We start from the raw sequence: 16,580 nt of genomic DNA, 5'->3' as shown, positions 1-16,580 counted from the left end.
TCTCTTGTGCCCGGGACGGATTTGCGGTGTCTCCTGGAACCGTGCGACCGGAAACGCAATTGCCGTGCCCATGGGCGTGCGCTATCAGGTTCGCGCGCTGCGCGCGGCATGCCTTTGCGCGGCTAGACTAGCGAGCGTGTCTTTTGCGGCGGCTTGGCTCAGCCGCCTGGAGGCGCCCGGGTTTTCCGGGTTTGCCAATTCAGGCGCTGGCGGACGGCCTGCGCGCCCGCAGGCGCGGGTGGAAAGTGCAGTGACGCTCACCGGGCGTGGGCCGGAACATACGCGTCCGGCTTGCCGCGCCGACGCGCGCCGCGGTCTATCGATGCAGCCACTTCCGCCCCGAAAAGGAACGTGGCCGCCGAAAAGAACAGCCACATCATGAGGACTGCGAGCGAACCCGCGGCGCCGAACTCGTTGGCCGTGCCGGCGCGCGCGAGGTAGAGCCCGAAGAGATGCCGGCCGACGCTGAACAACACCGCGGCCACGGTGCCTCCCCATAGCGCGTGTCTGAGCGGCACGTGGGCGTCCGGCATGAATTTCATCAGCGACGCGAACGCGGCGGCCAGCACGACGAGCGCAACTGCCGTGTGCGCGAGTTGAGCGATGACGGCGAGGGGAGAATCGCCGAACAGATGATCGCCGAGCCATTCCAGCGCCGCGTCGAGCACGAGCGATACGACGAGCAGGAACCCCACACCCATGACCATGCCCAGCGACATGAGGCGCGCCCGGATGAGCATCGTCACGCTGCTGCGATTCTTGAGCGCGAGTTCGTCGAAAACGACGTTCAGCGCGGTGTTCAGCGAGGTGAACGTGGCGGAGGCGCCCACGGCGAGCAGCACGACGGAAAGCGTGGTGGCGACGCCGCCCTGGCCCGAGCGATGTGCGTGCTCGACGATCGCCTGCATCGCCGCCGCCGCATCGTTTCCCATGAGATTGTGGATCTGTCCGAAGAGCTGGCCGCGCGCCGCGTCCTTGCCGAACACCCATCCCGCGATGGCGAGCACGATCAGCAAGGTGGGGGCGAGCGAGAAAGCCGAGAAGAACCCGACGCTGGCCGCGAGCGTCGCGCAGCGGTCATTGCCGAACCGCTTGACGGCTTCCAGCGTGGTGGACCAGCAGAGGCGAAGGCTGGTCCAGACGCGCTCGATGTGAAGGAGGCGGCGTCCGCGCATCGCATGGCGCTCCAGATGCCCCGCCTTGACGCGGGGCTGATCGGGCCGCGACAGAGCACGATAAAGAGAGTACCGGCGAACCGGTACTCCGTTTTACCGTGGCTGGCGTTGCAGCGCCCGGCGCTGCGTGGGCCTAGATATCCGTCGGTCTTTGCGGAGAGACGGACCCGTACTCAGACGGCTCGGTTGCCATCCAGTACGGACGGCGGTTGTAGTACTCGTGCAACTGGGTGCCCCAGGTGACATCGGCCATCGAAGGCCAGTGATCCTTGTCGAAACCCGGGTCGTCCTTGATGCGCTGCGCGGGAATGTCGACCCGGAAGCACTTCTCGGCGGTGTCCAGCGTCAGTGCGTTCCAGGGGATCGCATGGAGCGTGTTACCCATGCCGAGAAAACCGCCCTCGGAAAGGACGGCATACGCGACCCGTCCACTGCGCACGTCGAGCATGATGTCGGAGATTTTTCCGACATGCTCGCCATCCGCGGTAATGACCTTGTTGCCGTCGAGCGTGGCAGCGGCCATGACTTCCGGTCCCGGACCTTCTCCGATGCCGCCGCCGGTGATTTTCGCGCCCGAGCCGGGCGCTTGAGGATTGAGGTTTGCCATTTCGCTTCCTCCTGGTGGTTAGCAGGCGACGGCTTAGCGCATTTCTCGTGCCGCGAAGTCGAAACCCTCTCGGGACAAACCCGCTGGCACGGGCATTCGGCGTGCTGGGTTCATGAGCAGTGGAAGCGGTTCGAATCGGCGCATCGGGACACCGCGCTGGATGGGGGAGGACAAACGTGGCAAAAGTGCTGATCGTGGACGACGACTCGCAACTGATGGAAGCGACGGCGGCGCTACTGGAATCAGGGGGACACACGGCCGTCCGTGCGAGGAACGGGGCAGAGGGGCTTCGTCAGGCGAAGGCGCAAGCGATCGATCTCGTGGTGACGGACTACATGATGCCGGTGATGGACGGCTTGCAACTCGCGCGCGCAATTGCTTCCGACCCGGCACTGTCGGGCTTGCCCGTCGTGCTCGTTTCCGCCGTTGCAACGGCTCGTTCGGCTACGGCAGTGAGCGCGTGCCTGCGCAAGCCATTCGCTGCTTCGCAGCTTCTCGAGCTTGTCACGCGGTTGGCAGTGCACCGACCGTGATTCGAGCTTGTCCGCAGCGCCTCCAGCCGGCGTTCGCCCTACGCACGAGAGGCATGCCGATTGCTGCCCGCTTCGCGCAAGGGATGGTGCAACGGATGGAGGCCATCAGTGGCAACAAAGCAAAAGCATGCCGAAAGCGGCGGCCTGCGCGGTGCGGGTTCGGGTTCCGCCGCGCGCCCCATCATCCGGCAAACTGGCGCAGGCGAACTTCCGGCGAGCCTTCGCTATGTCGACGACTCGCGTCCCGGCTTCACGCGAAAGCGGACGAACGGCGCCTTTGCCTACTTCGACACAGAGGGCAAGCGAATCGACGACGAAGGGCACATTCGACGCATCGCTTCGCTGGCCATCCCACCCGCCTACACCGACGTCTGGATCTGCCCCGATCCGCGAGGGCACGTCCAGGCGACGGGTCGCGACGCGCGCGGTCGCAAGCAATATCGTTATCACCCGCAGTGGCGGGAAACGCGTGACGCCACCAAGTACGAACGGATGCTGGCCTTCGGCGCGGTGCTGCCGAAGCTGCGCGCGCAGGTGAAGCGCGACCTCGCGCTCGACGGCATGCCCCGCAACAAGGTGCTGGCCACGGTCGTGCGCTTGCTCGATACGACGCTGATCCGCGTGGGCAGCGAGGAATACGCGCGCGAGAACCGCTCGTATGGCTTGACGACACTGCGCAAACGGCATCTGAAGATCTCCGCCGATACGCTGCGTCTGAAGTTTCGCGGCAAGAGCGGCATCGAACACGACGTCGCCGTGACCGATGCGCACGTCGCGCGGATCGTGAAGCGTTGCATGGACCTGCCGGGCCAGGATCTTTTCCAGTATCTCGATGCAGACGGCGTGCGCCACTCGGTCGGCTCATCGGACATCAACGACTATCTGCGCGAGGTAACCGGTGCAGATTTTACGGCGAAGGACTACCGCACATGGGCGGGCAGCGTTTTCGCGCTGGCGGCGCTCAGAAAGCTGCAATGGGAAACGGTGACCGAGGCGCACAAGCACGTCGTCGGCACGATCCGGGACGTCGCCCAACTGCTGCGCAACACGCCGGCCGTTTGCCGGAAGTGCTATGTGCATCCCGCTGTCATCGAGGCGTTCGAGGCGGGCGAACTGGCGGGAACGCTTTCCGAAACGCGCCGGCGCGGGCTCAAGGTCGACGAGGCCGCGCTGCTCATCTTCCTGCAGCGAGACGCGAAGCGGCGCGCGCGCGAGGCGGCGCGTGGCAAGGGCGCGCCATCGAGCGACCCGCGCCTTACCCGCCTGCTGGCCGAATCGAGCCGTAAAGCCCGCGCCGCCGGTTCGAAGGTGCGGGGCCGGACGGCGCCGTCGCAAGCGCCGGCGCCCTCGCCGAAAGCGGCAGCCGCTGCAAAGAAGCCGTCGCGTGCGCGATGCGCCAGCGCGCTCGCGGCTGGATGAGGGGCTCACTAAGCGGCTCACTAAGCGGCTCACTAAGCGGCTCACTGAGCGGCTGATCGGGCGGCCGACTGCGCGCTGCGGCGGCATCGTCCGGCCCCGCGCGCGCATCCCGGCGCGGTGCCTGGATCTCCAGGGTCATGGTTTGAGCACGACCTTGATGCAACCGTCCGCTTTTTCGCGGAACGTCTTGTACATCGCCGGCCCTTCTTCAAGGGGAACGGTATGCGTGATGACGAACGACGGATCGATCTGGCCTTCCTCTATGCGCCGCAAGAGGTCGGAGGTCCAACGGTTCACGTGCGTCTGTCCCATGCGGAACGTGAGCCCCTTGTTCATTGCGGCGCCGAACGGAATCTTGTCGAGCACGCCGCCGTAGACGCCCGGAATCGAGAGCGTCCCCGCTGGCCGGCAGACGTAGATCATTTCACGCAGCACGTGCGGACGATCCGTTTCGAGCATGACGGCCTGCTTCACGCGGTCATACATGGAATCGAGCGAGCGCGACACGTGCGATTCCATTCCCACCGCATCGATGCACTTTTCCGGTCCTTTCCCGTTCGTCAGTTCCTTCAGGCGATCAAGTACGCTTTCCTCGTCGAAGTTGATGGGTATGGCGCCGCCGCCGCTCGCCATGACGAGGCGCTCGGGCACGCGGTCGATCACGATGACCTGCTTTGCGCCGAGCATGACGGCGCTGCGCACGGCCATTTGACCCACGGGGCCCGCGCCCCAGATCGCGACCGTATCGGTGGGTTGAATCTCGCACTGAACGGCGGCCTGCCAGCCGGTGGGCAAGATGTCGCTCAGAAATAGCAGCCGTTCGTCGGAAAGACCATCGGGAACCTTGATGTGCGTGCGCTCGGCGAATGGCACCCGCACATATTCCGCTTGCCCGCCCGCATAACCGCCCGTGAGATGCGAATAGCCGAAAAGCCCCGCCGTGGTATGGCCGAAGACCTTTTCGGCCTTTTCACGGTTGCGGTTGCTTCGTTCGCATACCGAAAAATTTCCACGCCTGCATTGATCGCATTCGCCGCAGACGATCGTAAACGGCACGACCACGCGATCGCCTGGTTTCAGATTCCGGGTTTCGCGACCGACTTCGACGACTTCGCCCATGAACTCGTGTCCGAGGATATCGCCGTGCTCCATGGTCGGCATCAACCCGTCGAAGAGGTGCAGGTCGGATCCGCATATCGCACAGGTGGACACCTTCACGATGGCGTCGCGTCCGTCTTCGATCACGGGATCCGGAACGGTGTCGCAACGCACGTCGTGTTTTCCATGCCAACGTAGAGCTCGCATCGCAGGTTCTCCTTTCTGGTCGAAGCGCACGCGCGCTTCGCCGGCGCTGGCGCATCGACCATTCCCGGCACGCGCCTCCCAATGGGGCGAACACGTAGTTGATGCCTCTTCGCAGTCCGTTTGCGAGGAATGCGCCTTGCTGGGCGACGTGACCACTGCAACGGAGGTTGAAATGGCGAAGAAGGCGAGTGACACGAAGAACGCAGCCGGCAAGTCCGAATCCATGGGCGATGAGGCTGCCGAGCGGTTTCCGGCGGAGGAAGAACCGATCGAGAGCGCCGGCGCGACGAGCCCGGACCCGTCAGACGGCAACAGCGAACAAGAGGCGCGCATCCGGCGACGCGCTTACGAGTTGTGGGAGGAGGCCGGCTCTCCGGAGAGCCACACCGACGAATACTGGCATCGTGCCAAAGAGGAAATTTCGGATCGGGAATCGCAAGGCGGCGAGCAAGGGGGTGTCAAATAGCGCTTGAGGATGTCCGAGGCGGATGATGTCCCGGACCGAATGGGCGCGCGCCCACAATCACTGGATAGGAGCGGAAACGGGCCATGAAAGACAGCACGCAAGATCGAGAGGTGGAGGACGAGGCCACGCGCGAGTGGCAACGGTCGGTGATCGCCGAACTGGGCGTCGAGCCCGGCTTCGACGCCGGATCGGAATGCGCCAGCCGCGTTCGTTTTCTGGCTGACTACCTCGCGGCGAACTCGCTCAATACCTATGTGCTCGGCATCAGCGGCGGGGTGGATTCCAGCGCGGCTGGGCGGCTGGCGCAGTTGGCCGTCGAACAGTTGCGCGGGCAGGGAAGGGAAGCCCACTTCCTCGCCGTCCGGCTCCCCTACGGCGAGCAGCGCGACGAAGAAGACGCCCGGCAAGCGCTGCGGTTCATTCGCCCCGACGAGACGTTGACCGTCGATATCCGACCTGCCGCCGACGCGATGCTTGCGTCGCTCAAGGCGGCCGGCGCCCAGTTCACCGACGACTTCCACGAAGACTTCGTGCTGGGCAACATCAAGGCGCGCCAGCGCATGATCGCGCAGTACGCCATCGCCGGCGCGCGGCGCGGAATCGTGATCGGAACCGATCACGCGGCCGAATCGGTGATGGGCTTTTTCACGAAGTTCGGCGACGGCGGCGCCGACATCCTCCCGCTCTCGGGCTTGAACAAGCGGCGGGTGCGCGCGCTCGCAAGGGCGCTCGGCGCCGATGAGCGGCTGGTCAACAAAGCCGCGACTGCGGATCTCGAAACGCTCACCCCGCAGAAACCGGACGAAGACAGCTACGGCATCCGCTACGACGACATCGACGACTTCCTGGAGGGCAAGCCGGTGTCCGCGGAGGTGCTTGCGACGATCCGGCGGTTCTACACAGCGACGCGTCACAAGCGGGCCTTGCCCGTGAGCGTCGTGACGCCGGGCTGAGCCAGTGCCGAGGAACAGGGAGACGAGCCATGGGTATCGAACACGATGTCGTTGCGCTCTTGACCTCGGCGGATCGCAAGCTGGCGACCGCCGAGTCATGCACGGGCGGATTGATCGCATCCGCGCTGGCTTCCGTGCCGGGGTGCGGTGCATGCCTCGACGTCGGATTCGTTGCTTATTCGCCCAGCGGAAAAGGCGGCTTCCTCGGCGTGCGCGAGGAAACGATGGAGCGGTACGGACTCACGAGTGAAGAGGTCGCGCGCGAAATGGCCGAGGGCGCGCTGGCGGCGCAGGGATGCACCGCGGATATGGCCGTGTCCAACACCGGCGTTGCGGATAGCGTAGGCGACGGACAGGGGCCGCCGGCCGGCACCCAGTGCTTCGCCTGGTCCTGGCGTTCGAAGGACGGGCGGTGCGTGACCTTCTCCGACACCCAACGTTTTTCCGGCTCACGCAATGAGATCCGCGAGGCTGCAGCGCAATACGCGCTCTCGCGCATCGAGCATTACTTCAAGCTGCTTGACGTGCACCGTGAGTGAGCCTCACCTCCGCGCCACGGATCGCTGCGATTCCCTCCTTGGGAATGTGCGTTGCGCTATGCGGCTGTCCACTCGTCCGGTAAGGATGGCAGCGACGAGCGGACGCCGGAGCGCGAGGCCGGGACCATTTCTCTGCCTGAACGACACGCAGGTGTTCGCGCCTTTTTCACGATCCAGGAGCAGCGATGAACATTCCAGACCCAGGCGCAGGGCGCCCCGATGAGAAAGACGAATCCAGCCAGCAACCCGAGGACGATACAGGCACGTTCAAAACCGACGTCTCCGAAACCGACGACGAAGGAACGACGGTGCGAGAGGCGGAGGTGCGAGAAGACGATTTGAGCGAAACCGGCAAGTCCAACCCGGGCTCCGAGTAACGGCCTGTCGAAGTCCTCCAAAGCCCGCGCCACGAAGCGCTTTCACCGGCGGCTCGGGCGGTATCGTCCACACGCCTCGTGCGCGGGCAGCAGCAGGACCCAAGGAGAAGGAAACCCTCAGTGCGGGAAACGACTGACCGCAAGCCGGCGGGATCGCTGAATATCGAGCAGTGAATCAGCAGCATGCTGTTGCTGAGCCAGCAACTGGCGCGAGCCGTTGCCGCGTCTCCCATCCCTGTTGCTGAACGGACGATTGGCATGGCTTCTGCTTTATCGGTAAGGAACGAGGCCCATTCGCGGGCCATTCATCAAGCCGATATCTGGAGCACACATGACCGCATTGAATCTCGCCAGCAGGGGAATCGTCACGCCCGCTTTATCGCTGGGCACGGATTACGAGCGCCTCGCCTCGCGATTTCGGCCGATCTTCGCCCGCATCGCGGAGGGCGCGCTGGCGCGCGAGCGCGATCGCAGTTTGCCGTATGAGCAGATCGAATGGCTCAGGGCCGCCGGATTCGGCGCGGTTCGCGTGCCAGTCGAGCAGGGCGGCGCGGGCGCTTCGCTGCCGCAATTGATTCAGCTTCTGATCGAACTGGCCGAAGCCGACTCCAACCTGCCCCAGGCGCTGCGCGGCCATTTCGCGTTCGTCGAAGACCGCCTCAACGCCGAGCCCGGCCCGGCGCGCGATGTCTGGTTCGCGCGATTCGTTGCGGGCGAACTGGTCGGCAATGCCTGGACCGAGGTCGGCAGCGTCGCGATCGGCGACGTGATCACGCGCGTGTCGCGTGACGGCGGGCGCTGGGTCGTCAATGGCGAGAAGTACTACAGCACGGGCAGCATCTTCGCCGACTGGATCGACGTCTTCGCACGCCGCGAAGACACGGGCGAGGACGTGATCGCGGCCGTGCGCGCGAGGCAGCCCGGCGTGACGCATCGCGACGATTGGGACGGCTTCGGACAGCGTACGACGGGCAGCGGTACGACGACATTCGCAGCGGCCGAGGTGGACGAGATCGACATCATCGACTTCGGTGCGCGCTTCAAATACCAGACGGCGTTCTACCAGCTCGTGTTGCTGGCGGTCCTCGCGGGCGTGGGCCGCGCCGCGCTGCGCGACATCTCGCACGAGGTACGATCGCGCCGGCGCATCTTCAGCCACGGCAATGCGCCGTCGTTCGCGCAGGATCCGCAGGTGCAGCAGGTGGTGGGGCAGGTCTCGTCGCTCGTGTTCGCGGCCGAGGCCACGGCCGTTCGCGCGGCGCAGGCTTCGCAGCGCGCCTACGAGGCGCGCTTCGGCGGAGATGCACAGGCCGAACACGAAGCGAACGTCGATGCCGAGCTGGACTCCGCGCGCGGCCAGAGCGTGATCGCCGATCTCGTGCTGCGTGCCACGACACTGCTGTTCAACGCGCTCGGCGCTTCAGGCACGAGCGAGCAGAAGCGTCTCGATCGCCACTGGCGCAACGCACGCACGGCGGCCTCGCACAATCCCATCGTCTTCAAGGAGCGTATCGTGGGCGACCGCGAGATCAACGGGACCGAGCCCCCCTATGTCTGGGCGATCGGCGCCGGTCCCGCCGCTCAGCAGAAAGCGGCCTGAGCGCGGCGGTATCGTGCCGTCCCGTGGACGGCACTACTTCGCGGCGGCGATTTCCTTAGTGCGGATCAGCCGCGCGCGCAAGACGTTGCGGCTGATGCCGAGCAGCCTCGCGGCCTGAATCTGGTTGCGGTGGCTGTACTCGAACGCCGTGCGCATCACCGTGTCCTCGATCTGTTCGAAGAGATTTTCGTGCTCGCCATTGAAGAGTTCGAGCAGCGCGGTTTCGAGCGCATGATGCGGACCGTTCGGTAGACCGCTCGGCGCGCAGCTGCCAGCCGTCGCCGCGATGCCGGACGAGAACAGATGCAGGTCGCCGTCCTGGAGGGCGTCGTGGCGGCTCACGAGCAGCGCGTGATGGATCACGTTCTCCAGTTCGCGAATGTTGCCCGGCCAGCTATACGCCAGCAGCTTCTGCTCGGCGCGCGGGGAGATCGTGCGCGGCCCGTAGCCGAGCCGCCCGCGGTAGTCCTCGATGAAGTAGCGGGCGAGCGGCAGGATGTCGCCGGTACGCTCGCGCAGCGTGGGAATCGCGAGTTGAACGACGTTGAGCCGGTAGAACAAGTCGCTGCGGAAATGCCCGGCGGCCACCGCGTGCTGCAGATGGACGTTCGTCGCGGCCACGACGCGTACGTCTATCGGGATGCCGCGCCGGGATCCGAGCCGCACCACCTCGCGCTCCTGCAGCACGCGCAGCAGCTTGACCTGCATCGAGAGCGGCAAGTCGCCGATCTCGTCGAGGAACAGCGTGCCGCCGTTGGCCGCCTCGAACCAGCCCGGCTTGGCGTTGAACGCGCCGGTGAAGGCGCCTTTCTCATGTCCGAACAGTTCGCTTTCGACGAGTGTTTCGGAGAACGCGCCGCAGTTGACGGCGACGAAGGGCTTGTCGCGCCGCTCGCTCAGGCTGTGCACGTGGCGCGCCACCAGTTCCTTGCCCGTGCCGGTCTCGCCGATGATCAGGATATTCGCGTCGCTCGGCGCGACCAGCTCGATGCGTTCGAGCAGCCTGATCGAACGGGGATCGACGAAAACCTGCGCGCGTGCGCGGATCGCGGTGGTGAGCGCATGCTTGTGCGGCAAAGTCAGGACGGAGACGGGGTCGTGGCGGTCTGCTTCGGCCTCGTCGGACCATGCGTTGGGGAGCGTGTGGTTCATGAGTAGAAGCTCGGCGTGCGATAGGTTCGATTGAGCGCCCGGTCGTCGGTCTCGCGCCTCTTGAAGGCGAGCGGATCGTGCAGCGAACGACGGTGTGACCGGTTGGCGCGGCACGACAGGTGTGCTGCAGGATCAGCACAGTGTTCAAGGTTTTGGCCGCGGAGAGAAGCGAGGATTTCTCATAACCTAATCACAGTGCTGCGATAGCAGCAGCGTGACCGGGGCCAAGCTTCCTGGCGCGCTTCCATTCGTTTGGCGAGCCGGTGCTGCTGCGTCAGAAGCAGCGAAGAAGCAGCGCTGTTGCCCGCGCTTCATCACGTTCCTGCATATCGATTCGAGCGTCGCTGCAATGTGCTTATCAGGTGCATTTCCGGCTCCTGGACACCGGTCTCGCAGGAAAAATCGCTGCTACGCCGGCCGTCCCGACACGCCCCGCTTGTTCGAACACTTTGGCACGGTACTTGCCTTTACCTCCTGACGGGACCGATCAGGCATGCCCCGGTTAATCAAGGAATCCTTATGAGCCAGAAGTACAAAGTGGTGGCGGTATCAGGCAGCTTGCAGCGGCCGTCGCGCACGCTGGCGCTGGTGCAGTCGTTGCTGACCGCGCTGGAGGCCGCGCTGCCTGTCGAGATCCGCGTGATCGAGCTGGGCGAGATCGCGGGACGGCTCTCCGGTGCGCTCACGCGTGCGCAGGTGCCGGCCGATATCGAGGAACACATCCGCGCGATCGAGACCGCCGACCTCGTGATCGCGGCGAGCCCGGTCTATCGAGCCTCGTACACAGGGCTGTTCAAGCATCTCTTCGATCTCGTGCATCACGAGGCCCTGATCGACGTGCCGGTCCTGCTGGCCGCCACCGGCGGCAGCGATCGCCATGCGCTGGTCATCGATCATCAACTGCGACCGCTCTTCAGCTTCTTCCAGGCGCGCACGCTGCCGATCGGCGTGTACGCCTCCGAACACGATTTCGATCGCTACGAGATCGCGAACGAGGCCTTGCGCGCCCGCATCGCACTCGCCATCGAACGCGCGGCGCCGCAACTGCGCGTGCGTGCGGAAAACGTCACCGCGGCGCTTGCCGCCTGAATCCAAAGCCCAACGAGGAACCTTCAATGAGCCAGACTTCCCACACGAACGACGCCGTCAAATTCGCCTACTGGGTGCCGAATGTGAGCGGCGGCCTCGTCGTCAGCACGATCGAGCAGCGCACCGACTGGAGCCTCGAATACAACCAGCGTCTCGCGCAGACCGCCGAGCGGGCGGGCTTCGAATACGCGCTGAGCCAGATTCGCTTCACGGCCGGCTATGGCGCCGAGCATCAGCACGAGTCGGTGTCGTTCAGTCAGGCGCTGCTGCAGTCGACCACCCGGCTCAAGGTGCTCGCGGCGATCCTGCCCGGGCCGTGGCATCCGGCCGTCGTCGCCAAGCAGATCGCCACCATCGACCACATTTCGAACGGCCGCATTGCGATCAACGTCGTGAGCGGCTGGTTCAAGGGCGAGTTCACCGCGATCGGCGAGCCGTGGCTCGAGCACGACGAGCGTTATCGCCGCTCGAACGAGTTCATCCGCGCGCTCAAGGGCATCTGGACCGAGGACAACTTCACGTTCAAGGGCGACTTCTATCGATTCAACAACTACACGCTGAGTCCGAAGCCGGTGCAAAAGCCCCATCCCGAGATTTTCCAGGGCGGCAGTTCGCGCGCGGCGCGCGACAACGCGGCGAGCGTATCGGACTGGTACTTCACGAACGGCAATACGCCCGAAAATCTCAAGGCGCAGATCGACGATATCCGCGCGAAGGCGGCCCAGAACAACCATCAGGTGCGTATTGGCGTGAACGCGTTCGTGATCGCGCGCGATACCGAAGAAGAAGCGAAAGCGGTGCTCGACGACATCATCAGGCACGCGCACGTCGAGGCCGTGCACGCGTTCGGCGATGCGGTCAAGCAAGCGGGCAGCGCTTCGCCGGAAGGCGAGGGCAACTGGGCCAAATCGACCTTCGAGGATCTCGTCCAGTACAACGACGGCTTCCGCACGAACCTGATCGGCACGCCGCAGCAGATTGCCGAGCGCATCGTCGAGCTCAAGTCGATCGGCGTCGATCTCGTGCTGACCGGCTTCCTGCATTTCATCGAGGAAGTCGAGTATTTCGGCCAGAAGGTGTTGCCGCTCGTGCGCGAACTCGAAGCGCAGCGGCAGAAGCAGGCCGCCTGAAGCAAGCGGCGGCGGGGCGTGGCCGGGCGCGCGAGCGGACACGGCCACCCGGAACACAAAAACGCCATCCGAAGGGGTGAATCAGCATGACGCAAGCCTCGACGGTCTTGCTTGCGCTCGACGGCATTTCCGTGTCGTTCGGGGGCGTCAAGGCCATTTCCGATATCAGTTTCGAAGTCGCGGCAGGCGAGATCTGCGCGCTGATCGGCCCCAACGGCGCGGGCAAGAGTTCGCTGCTGAACGTGATCAATGGTGTTTATCGCCCGCAGCAGGGCACGCTGCGTTTCGATGGCCACGCCTGGCGGCGCATGGACGCGTACGACGCCGCGCATCGCGGCATCGCGCGCACCTTCCAGAATCTCGCGCTGTTCAGGCGCATGAGCGTGTTCGACAACGTGCTCACGGGCCGCAACCTGCATCGCCGCAGCACGTGGCTCGAGCAGACGCTGCACGTGGGCCGCGCGGCACGGGACGAAGCCGACCAGCGCGAGCGCGCGGAGCGCGTGATCGAAGCGCTGGACTTGCAGCCATGGCGCGATAGCGTGGTGGGCACCTTGTCGTACGGGTTGCAGAAGCGCGTCGAGCTGGCGCGCGCGCTGGCCGCCGAACCGCGCCTGCTGCTGCTCGACGAGCCCATGGCCGGCATGAATGCCGACGAGAAGCACGCGATGGCCGGTTACGTGCTGTATGCCAACGAACATCTGGGCGTCACGGTCGTGCTGATCGAGCATGACATCGGCGTGGTGATGGGCCTGTCCGATCACGTGGTGGTGCTCGATTACGGCAAGAAGATCGCCGACGGCAGGCCCGACGAAGTCCGCACGAACCCGGACGTGCTGGCGGCCTATCTCGGCACACGTCATTGAGAGGCGAGGGACATGGGATTTTTCTTCGAGGTGCTGGTGGGCGGCTTGCTCGCGGGCGTGATGTATTCGCTGGTCGCGATCGGCTTCGTGCTGATCTACAAGGCGTCGGGCATCTTCAACTTCGCGCAGGGCTCGCTCGTGCTGTTCGGCGCGCTGACCTACGTGAGCCTCGTCGAGCGCGGCTGGAATCCGTGGTTGTCGTTCGTCGCGACGCTTGCCGCGCTCGTGCTGATCGCGATCGCAACGGGGCGCTTCGTGCTGCGGCCGCTCGTCAACCGTGCGCCGATCGTCCTCTTCATGGCCACCCTCGGCCTGAGCCTGATTCTCGAAGGTGCGGCGCAGCTCATCTGGGGCGCGCAGGTGCACGGGCTCGACCTTGGTATCGACGACCGGCCGCTGCACCTGGCCGGCGTGATGGCGAGCCGTTTCGATCTGTTCGCGGCCGCCACCGCGGGCGGACTCGTGCTTGCGCTCTCGCAACTCGCGAAGCGCTCGCGCTTCGGCCTGTCGCTGCGCGCCGTGGCCGACGATCCGCTCGCCGCGTTCGCGGTCGGCGTGCGGCTGCCGCGCATCTGGGCGATCGTCTGGGCGCTGGCTGGCTTCGTCAGCCTGGTCGCGGGCCTGCTCTGGGGCGCGCGGCTCGGCGTGCAGTTCTCGTTGTCGCTGGTCGTGCTCAAGGCGTTGCCCGTGCTCATCATCGGCGGGTTCTCCTCGATCGGCGGCGCGATCGTCGCAGGCCTGCTGGTCGGCGCGACGGAAAAGCTGGCCGAGGTCTATGCGGGCGCAGTGATCGGCGACGGCATCGAGAACTGGTTCCCTTATCTGCTTGCCATGCTATTCCTGCTCGCGCGCCCGTCCGGCCTGTTCGGCGAGGCGGCCGTCGAGCGCGTTTGAGGAAACCGTGATGGAACTGACCCGTACCCTTGCCGAACCGCGCCGGGTGAACCTGCGCCAACTGAGCGTGCCGCTCGCGACGGCGCTCGTCGCATTCGCCGGCGTGCCGCTCGTGGCGAACGACTACTGGCTGAACGCGATCCTCGTGCCGTTCCTCATCCTCTCGCTAGCCGGACTCGGCCTGAACCTGCTGACCGGCTATGCGGGGCAACTGTCGCTCGGCTCGGCCGCGTTCATGTCGATCGGCGCCTACGCGACCTACAACCTGCTCGTGCGCGTGCCCGCGCTGCCGCTGCCGCTCGCGCTCTTGTTCGGCGGCCTCTTCAGCGCAGGGGCCGGCGTGCTGTTCGGCCTGCCGAGCCTGCGCATCAAAGGCTTCTACCTGATCGTCTCGACGCTGGCCGCGCAGTTCATCGTGGTCTGGCTGTTCACGCGCGTGGGCTGGTTTTCCAACTACGACACTTCAGGCGTGCTGAACGCACCCCAGCTCGCAATAGGGCACTGGCGCATCGACACGCCGGTGTCGCGCTACCTGTTCGTGCTCGGCGTCGCGACGGTGCTCTTCGCATTCGGCGCGAGCCTCGTGCGCAGCGAACTGGGCCGGCGCTGGATGGCCGTGCGCGACATGGAGGCAGCCGCGCGCGTGATCGGCATTCCGGTGGGCCGCAGCAAGCTGCTGGCCTTCGCGCTGAGTTCCTTCGTGCTCGGCATCGCGGGCGCGCTGTGGGCCTTCGCGTATCTCGGCACGATCGAGCCTGATGGCTTCAACCTGAATCTCTCTTTCCAGGTGCTGTTCATCATCATCATCGGCGGCATGGGCAGCATCTCGGGCAACTTCCTGGGCGCGGCCTTCATCGTGCTGCTGCCGATCCTGCTTTCGAACGCGGCGGGTGCGCTGGCGCAGGCGGGCATCGGCGCGGACCAGGTGCAGAACCTGCAGAAGATCGTGTTCGGCACGCTGATCATCGTCTTCCTGATCAAGGAACCGGAAGGCCTCGCGAGGCTCGTGCAGATCGTCCGCCAACGCCGATCGAAGCAAACCTGATTCATTCGTTTTCGTCGTTTCTTTTATCGTTCATGGAATATTTGGTTATGCAAAATAATGCTATTCGTTCTGAGCGTCCTCTTCGCGCCGTTGGCGCGAAATGGGGGAAATGGTCCTCTGCCTTCGTTGCCGCGCTCGCGCTCACAATCGGCGCTCTGCCTCAAGCGCATGCTGCGGGAGAGGAATACTTTCCGCTGCAAAGCTATCGGGTCGGCCCTTATGCGGCTGGCGGCAGCGGATTTTTTGGCGGCTTCATCGATTATCTGCAACTGATCAATGCGCGCGACGGCGGCGTCAACGGCGTCAAGCTCGTATGGAAGGAGTGCGAGACCGAGTACGTGGTGGAGAAGGGGGTGGAGTGCTATGAGCGTCTGAAGAAGGGCGGCCCCGACGGCGCGCCGACCGCGGCCACGAACCCGTTGTCGGTCGGCATCGCCTACGCGACGCTCGACCGTTCCACGGCCGACAAGATTCCGCTCATCACGATCAACCACGGCCGCACCGATTCGACCGACGGCGCGGTGTTTCCCTACGTGTTCCCGCTGCAGTTGAATCCGTACAGCGAGGTCTCGGCGATCGTCAACTACATCGGGCAGCGTTCCGGCGGACTCGCCGCGCTCAAGGGCAAGAAGATCGTCGTGCTCTATCACGGCTCGCCGTATGGCCGCGAGACGATTCCCGTCGTGGATCTGCTCGCGAAGAAGTACGGTTTCGACGTGACCCAGATCGAGGTTCCGCACCCCGGCAACGAACAGGGTTCGCAGTGGCTGAAGATTCACCAGATCAATCCTGACTGGGTCATCCTGCGCGGCTGGGGCGTGATGAACCCCGTGGCGATCAAGACTGCGCAGAAGGTCGGCTATCCGGTCGATCACATCATCGGCAACATCTGGAGCAACTCCGAGGAAGACGTGCGTCCGGCGGGCGACGCGGCCAAGGGCTTCATTTCGATCACGACGCACCCCTCGGGCACGGACTACCCGGTGCTGCAGGCGATCAACCAGTACGTGGTCAAGCCGGGTAACGGCAACCTCAAGGATGCGTCGCGCTTCGGCACCGTCTATTACAACCTGGGTGTGGTGAACGGCATTCTGAACGTCGAGGCGGTGCGCGTCGCGCAGCGCAAGTTCGGCAACAAGCCGCTGACGGGTGAGCAGGTGCGCTGGGGCTTCGAGCATCTGGATCTCGACGATGCGCGCCTCAAGCAACTCGGCGCGCTGGGTCTTGTCCAGCCGCTCAAGCTGACCTGCTCGGACCACGAGGGCGGCGGCGCGGTGCGCTTTCAGCAATGGGACGGCCAGAAGTGGAACGTGATCAGCAACTGGGTTCAGGCCGACCGCGCGTTGCTGCGTCCGATCATCGAGAAGTCGGCCCTGTCCTATGCGAAGGAAAAGGGCATTACGCCGCGCGATTGCAGCAAGGACCTCTGA

The 16,580-nt window shown here is 65.0% G+C and carries 17 protein-coding genes; 13 read left to right on the top strand and 4 right to left on the bottom strand.

Going from position 1 to position 16,580, the window contains the following annotated elements; genetic code table 11:
• Nucleotides 1-257 precede the first annotated feature (257 nt).
• Entirely contained in the window at nucleotides 258-1,175 is a 918-nt protein-coding gene (locus tag BMI01S_RS23505) for a YihY/virulence factor BrkB family protein (protein WP_042290743.1), read from the bottom strand.
• Between the two features lie 133 nt (nucleotides 1,176-1,308).
• Nucleotides 1,309-1,782, bottom strand: a complete 474-nt coding sequence (locus BMI01S_RS23500; RefSeq protein ID WP_042290741.1) for a PRC-barrel domain-containing protein — start codon at nucleotides 1,780-1,782, stop codon at nucleotides 1,309-1,311.
• Nucleotides 1,783-1,958: 176 nt separating this feature from the next.
• Here BMI01S_RS23500 and BMI01S_RS23495 point away from each other — a divergent pair, with 176 nt between their 5' ends.
• Nucleotides 1,959-2,315 (top strand): response regulator, encoded by a 357-nt coding sequence (locus BMI01S_RS23495; RefSeq protein ID WP_028210175.1) that lies wholly within the window; start codon nucleotides 1,959-1,961, stop codon nucleotides 2,313-2,315.
• Nucleotides 2,316-2,495: 180 nt separating this feature from the next.
• Nucleotides 2,496-3,734 carry a DNA topoisomerase IB gene (locus BMI01S_RS23490; RefSeq protein ID WP_028232072.1) on the top strand — a complete coding sequence of 413 codons (1,239 nt, stop codon included), beginning with the start codon at nucleotides 2,496-2,498 and terminating at the stop codon, nucleotides 3,732-3,734.
• Nucleotides 3,735-3,869: 135 nt separating this feature from the next.
• On the opposite strand, the gene BMI01S_RS23485 is transcribed toward BMI01S_RS23490, so the two are convergent.
• A complete protein-coding gene (locus BMI01S_RS23485) occupies nucleotides 3,870-5,039 on the bottom strand; it encodes a zinc-dependent alcohol dehydrogenase (protein ID WP_028232073.1) in 1,170 nt (389 codons plus the stop codon).
• A 136-nt stretch (nucleotides 5,040-5,175) separates the two neighbouring features.
• Here BMI01S_RS23485 and BMI01S_RS23480 point away from each other — a divergent pair, with 136 nt between their 5' ends.
• From BMI01S_RS23480 to BMI01S_RS23460, 5 genes are all read left to right on the top strand, one after another.
• A complete protein-coding gene (locus BMI01S_RS23480; RefSeq protein ID WP_244145337.1) occupies nucleotides 5,176-5,505 on the top strand; it encodes a DUF2934 domain-containing protein in 330 nt (109 codons plus the stop codon).
• Between the two features lie 83 nt (nucleotides 5,506-5,588).
• On the top strand, nucleotides 5,589-6,458 hold the full coding sequence (nadE, locus tag BMI01S_RS23475) for an ammonia-dependent NAD(+) synthetase (protein WP_042290739.1): 870 nt from the start codon (nucleotides 5,589-5,591) through the stop codon (nucleotides 6,456-6,458).
• A 29-nt stretch (nucleotides 6,459-6,487) separates the two neighbouring features.
• Nucleotides 6,488-6,997, top strand: a complete 510-nt coding sequence (locus tag BMI01S_RS23470) for a CinA family protein (protein WP_028232075.1) — start codon at nucleotides 6,488-6,490, stop codon at nucleotides 6,995-6,997.
• Nucleotides 6,998-7,182: 185 nt separating this feature from the next.
• Entirely contained in the window at nucleotides 7,183-7,374 is a 192-nt protein-coding gene (locus BMI01S_RS23465) for a hypothetical protein (protein ID WP_028210179.1), read from the top strand.
• Nucleotides 7,375-7,705: 331 nt separating this feature from the next.
• A complete protein-coding gene (locus BMI01S_RS23460) occupies nucleotides 7,706-8,974 on the top strand; it encodes an acyl-CoA dehydrogenase family protein (RefSeq protein WP_042290736.1) in 1,269 nt (422 codons plus the stop codon).
• A 33-nt stretch (nucleotides 8,975-9,007) separates the two neighbouring features.
• On the opposite strand, the gene BMI01S_RS23455 is transcribed toward BMI01S_RS23460, so the two are convergent.
• Complete coding sequence (locus BMI01S_RS23455) at nucleotides 9,008-10,126, bottom strand: sigma-54 interaction domain-containing protein (protein ID WP_028232077.1); 1,119 nt, start codon at nucleotides 10,124-10,126, stop codon at nucleotides 9,008-9,010.
• Nucleotides 10,127-10,645: 519 nt separating this feature from the next.
• Here BMI01S_RS23455 and msuE point away from each other — a divergent pair.
• The 6 genes from msuE to BMI01S_RS23425 all read left to right on the top strand — a co-directional run bounded on the left by msuE (nucleotide 10,646) and on the right by BMI01S_RS23425 (nucleotide 16,580).
• Complete coding sequence (gene msuE, locus BMI01S_RS23450; protein ID WP_028210182.1) at nucleotides 10,646-11,215, top strand: FMN reductase; 570 nt, start codon at nucleotides 10,646-10,648, stop codon at nucleotides 11,213-11,215.
• A 26-nt stretch (nucleotides 11,216-11,241) separates the two neighbouring features.
• Nucleotides 11,242-12,345 (top strand): dimethylsulfone monooxygenase SfnG, encoded by a 1,104-nt coding sequence (gene sfnG / locus BMI01S_RS23445; protein ID WP_028210183.1) that lies wholly within the window; start codon nucleotides 11,242-11,244, stop codon nucleotides 12,343-12,345.
• Nucleotides 12,346-12,431: 86 nt separating this feature from the next.
• A complete protein-coding gene (locus BMI01S_RS23440; protein ID WP_028232078.1) occupies nucleotides 12,432-13,211 on the top strand; it encodes an ABC transporter ATP-binding protein in 780 nt (259 codons plus the stop codon).
• Between the two features lie 12 nt (nucleotides 13,212-13,223).
• Nucleotides 13,224-14,105, top strand: a complete 882-nt coding sequence (locus tag BMI01S_RS23435) for a branched-chain amino acid ABC transporter permease (protein WP_028232079.1) — start codon at nucleotides 13,224-13,226, stop codon at nucleotides 14,103-14,105.
• A 10-nt stretch (nucleotides 14,106-14,115) separates the two neighbouring features.
• Nucleotides 14,116-15,150 (top strand): branched-chain amino acid ABC transporter permease, encoded by a 1,035-nt coding sequence (locus BMI01S_RS23430; RefSeq protein WP_028210186.1) that lies wholly within the window; start codon nucleotides 14,116-14,118, stop codon nucleotides 15,148-15,150.
• A gap of 47 nt (nucleotides 15,151-15,197) precedes the next feature.
• Entirely contained in the window at nucleotides 15,198-16,580 is a 1,383-nt protein-coding gene (locus BMI01S_RS23425; protein ID WP_244145338.1) for an ABC transporter substrate-binding protein, read from the top strand.

Source organism: Paraburkholderia mimosarum LMG 23256 = NBRC 106338 (assembly GCF_000739815.1).
Lineage (GTDB): Bacteria > Pseudomonadota > Gammaproteobacteria > Burkholderiales > Burkholderiaceae > Paraburkholderia > Paraburkholderia mimosarum.
Note: the sequence above shows the minus strand (reverse complement) of the source record. Positions and strands in the feature narration are given on the sequence as shown.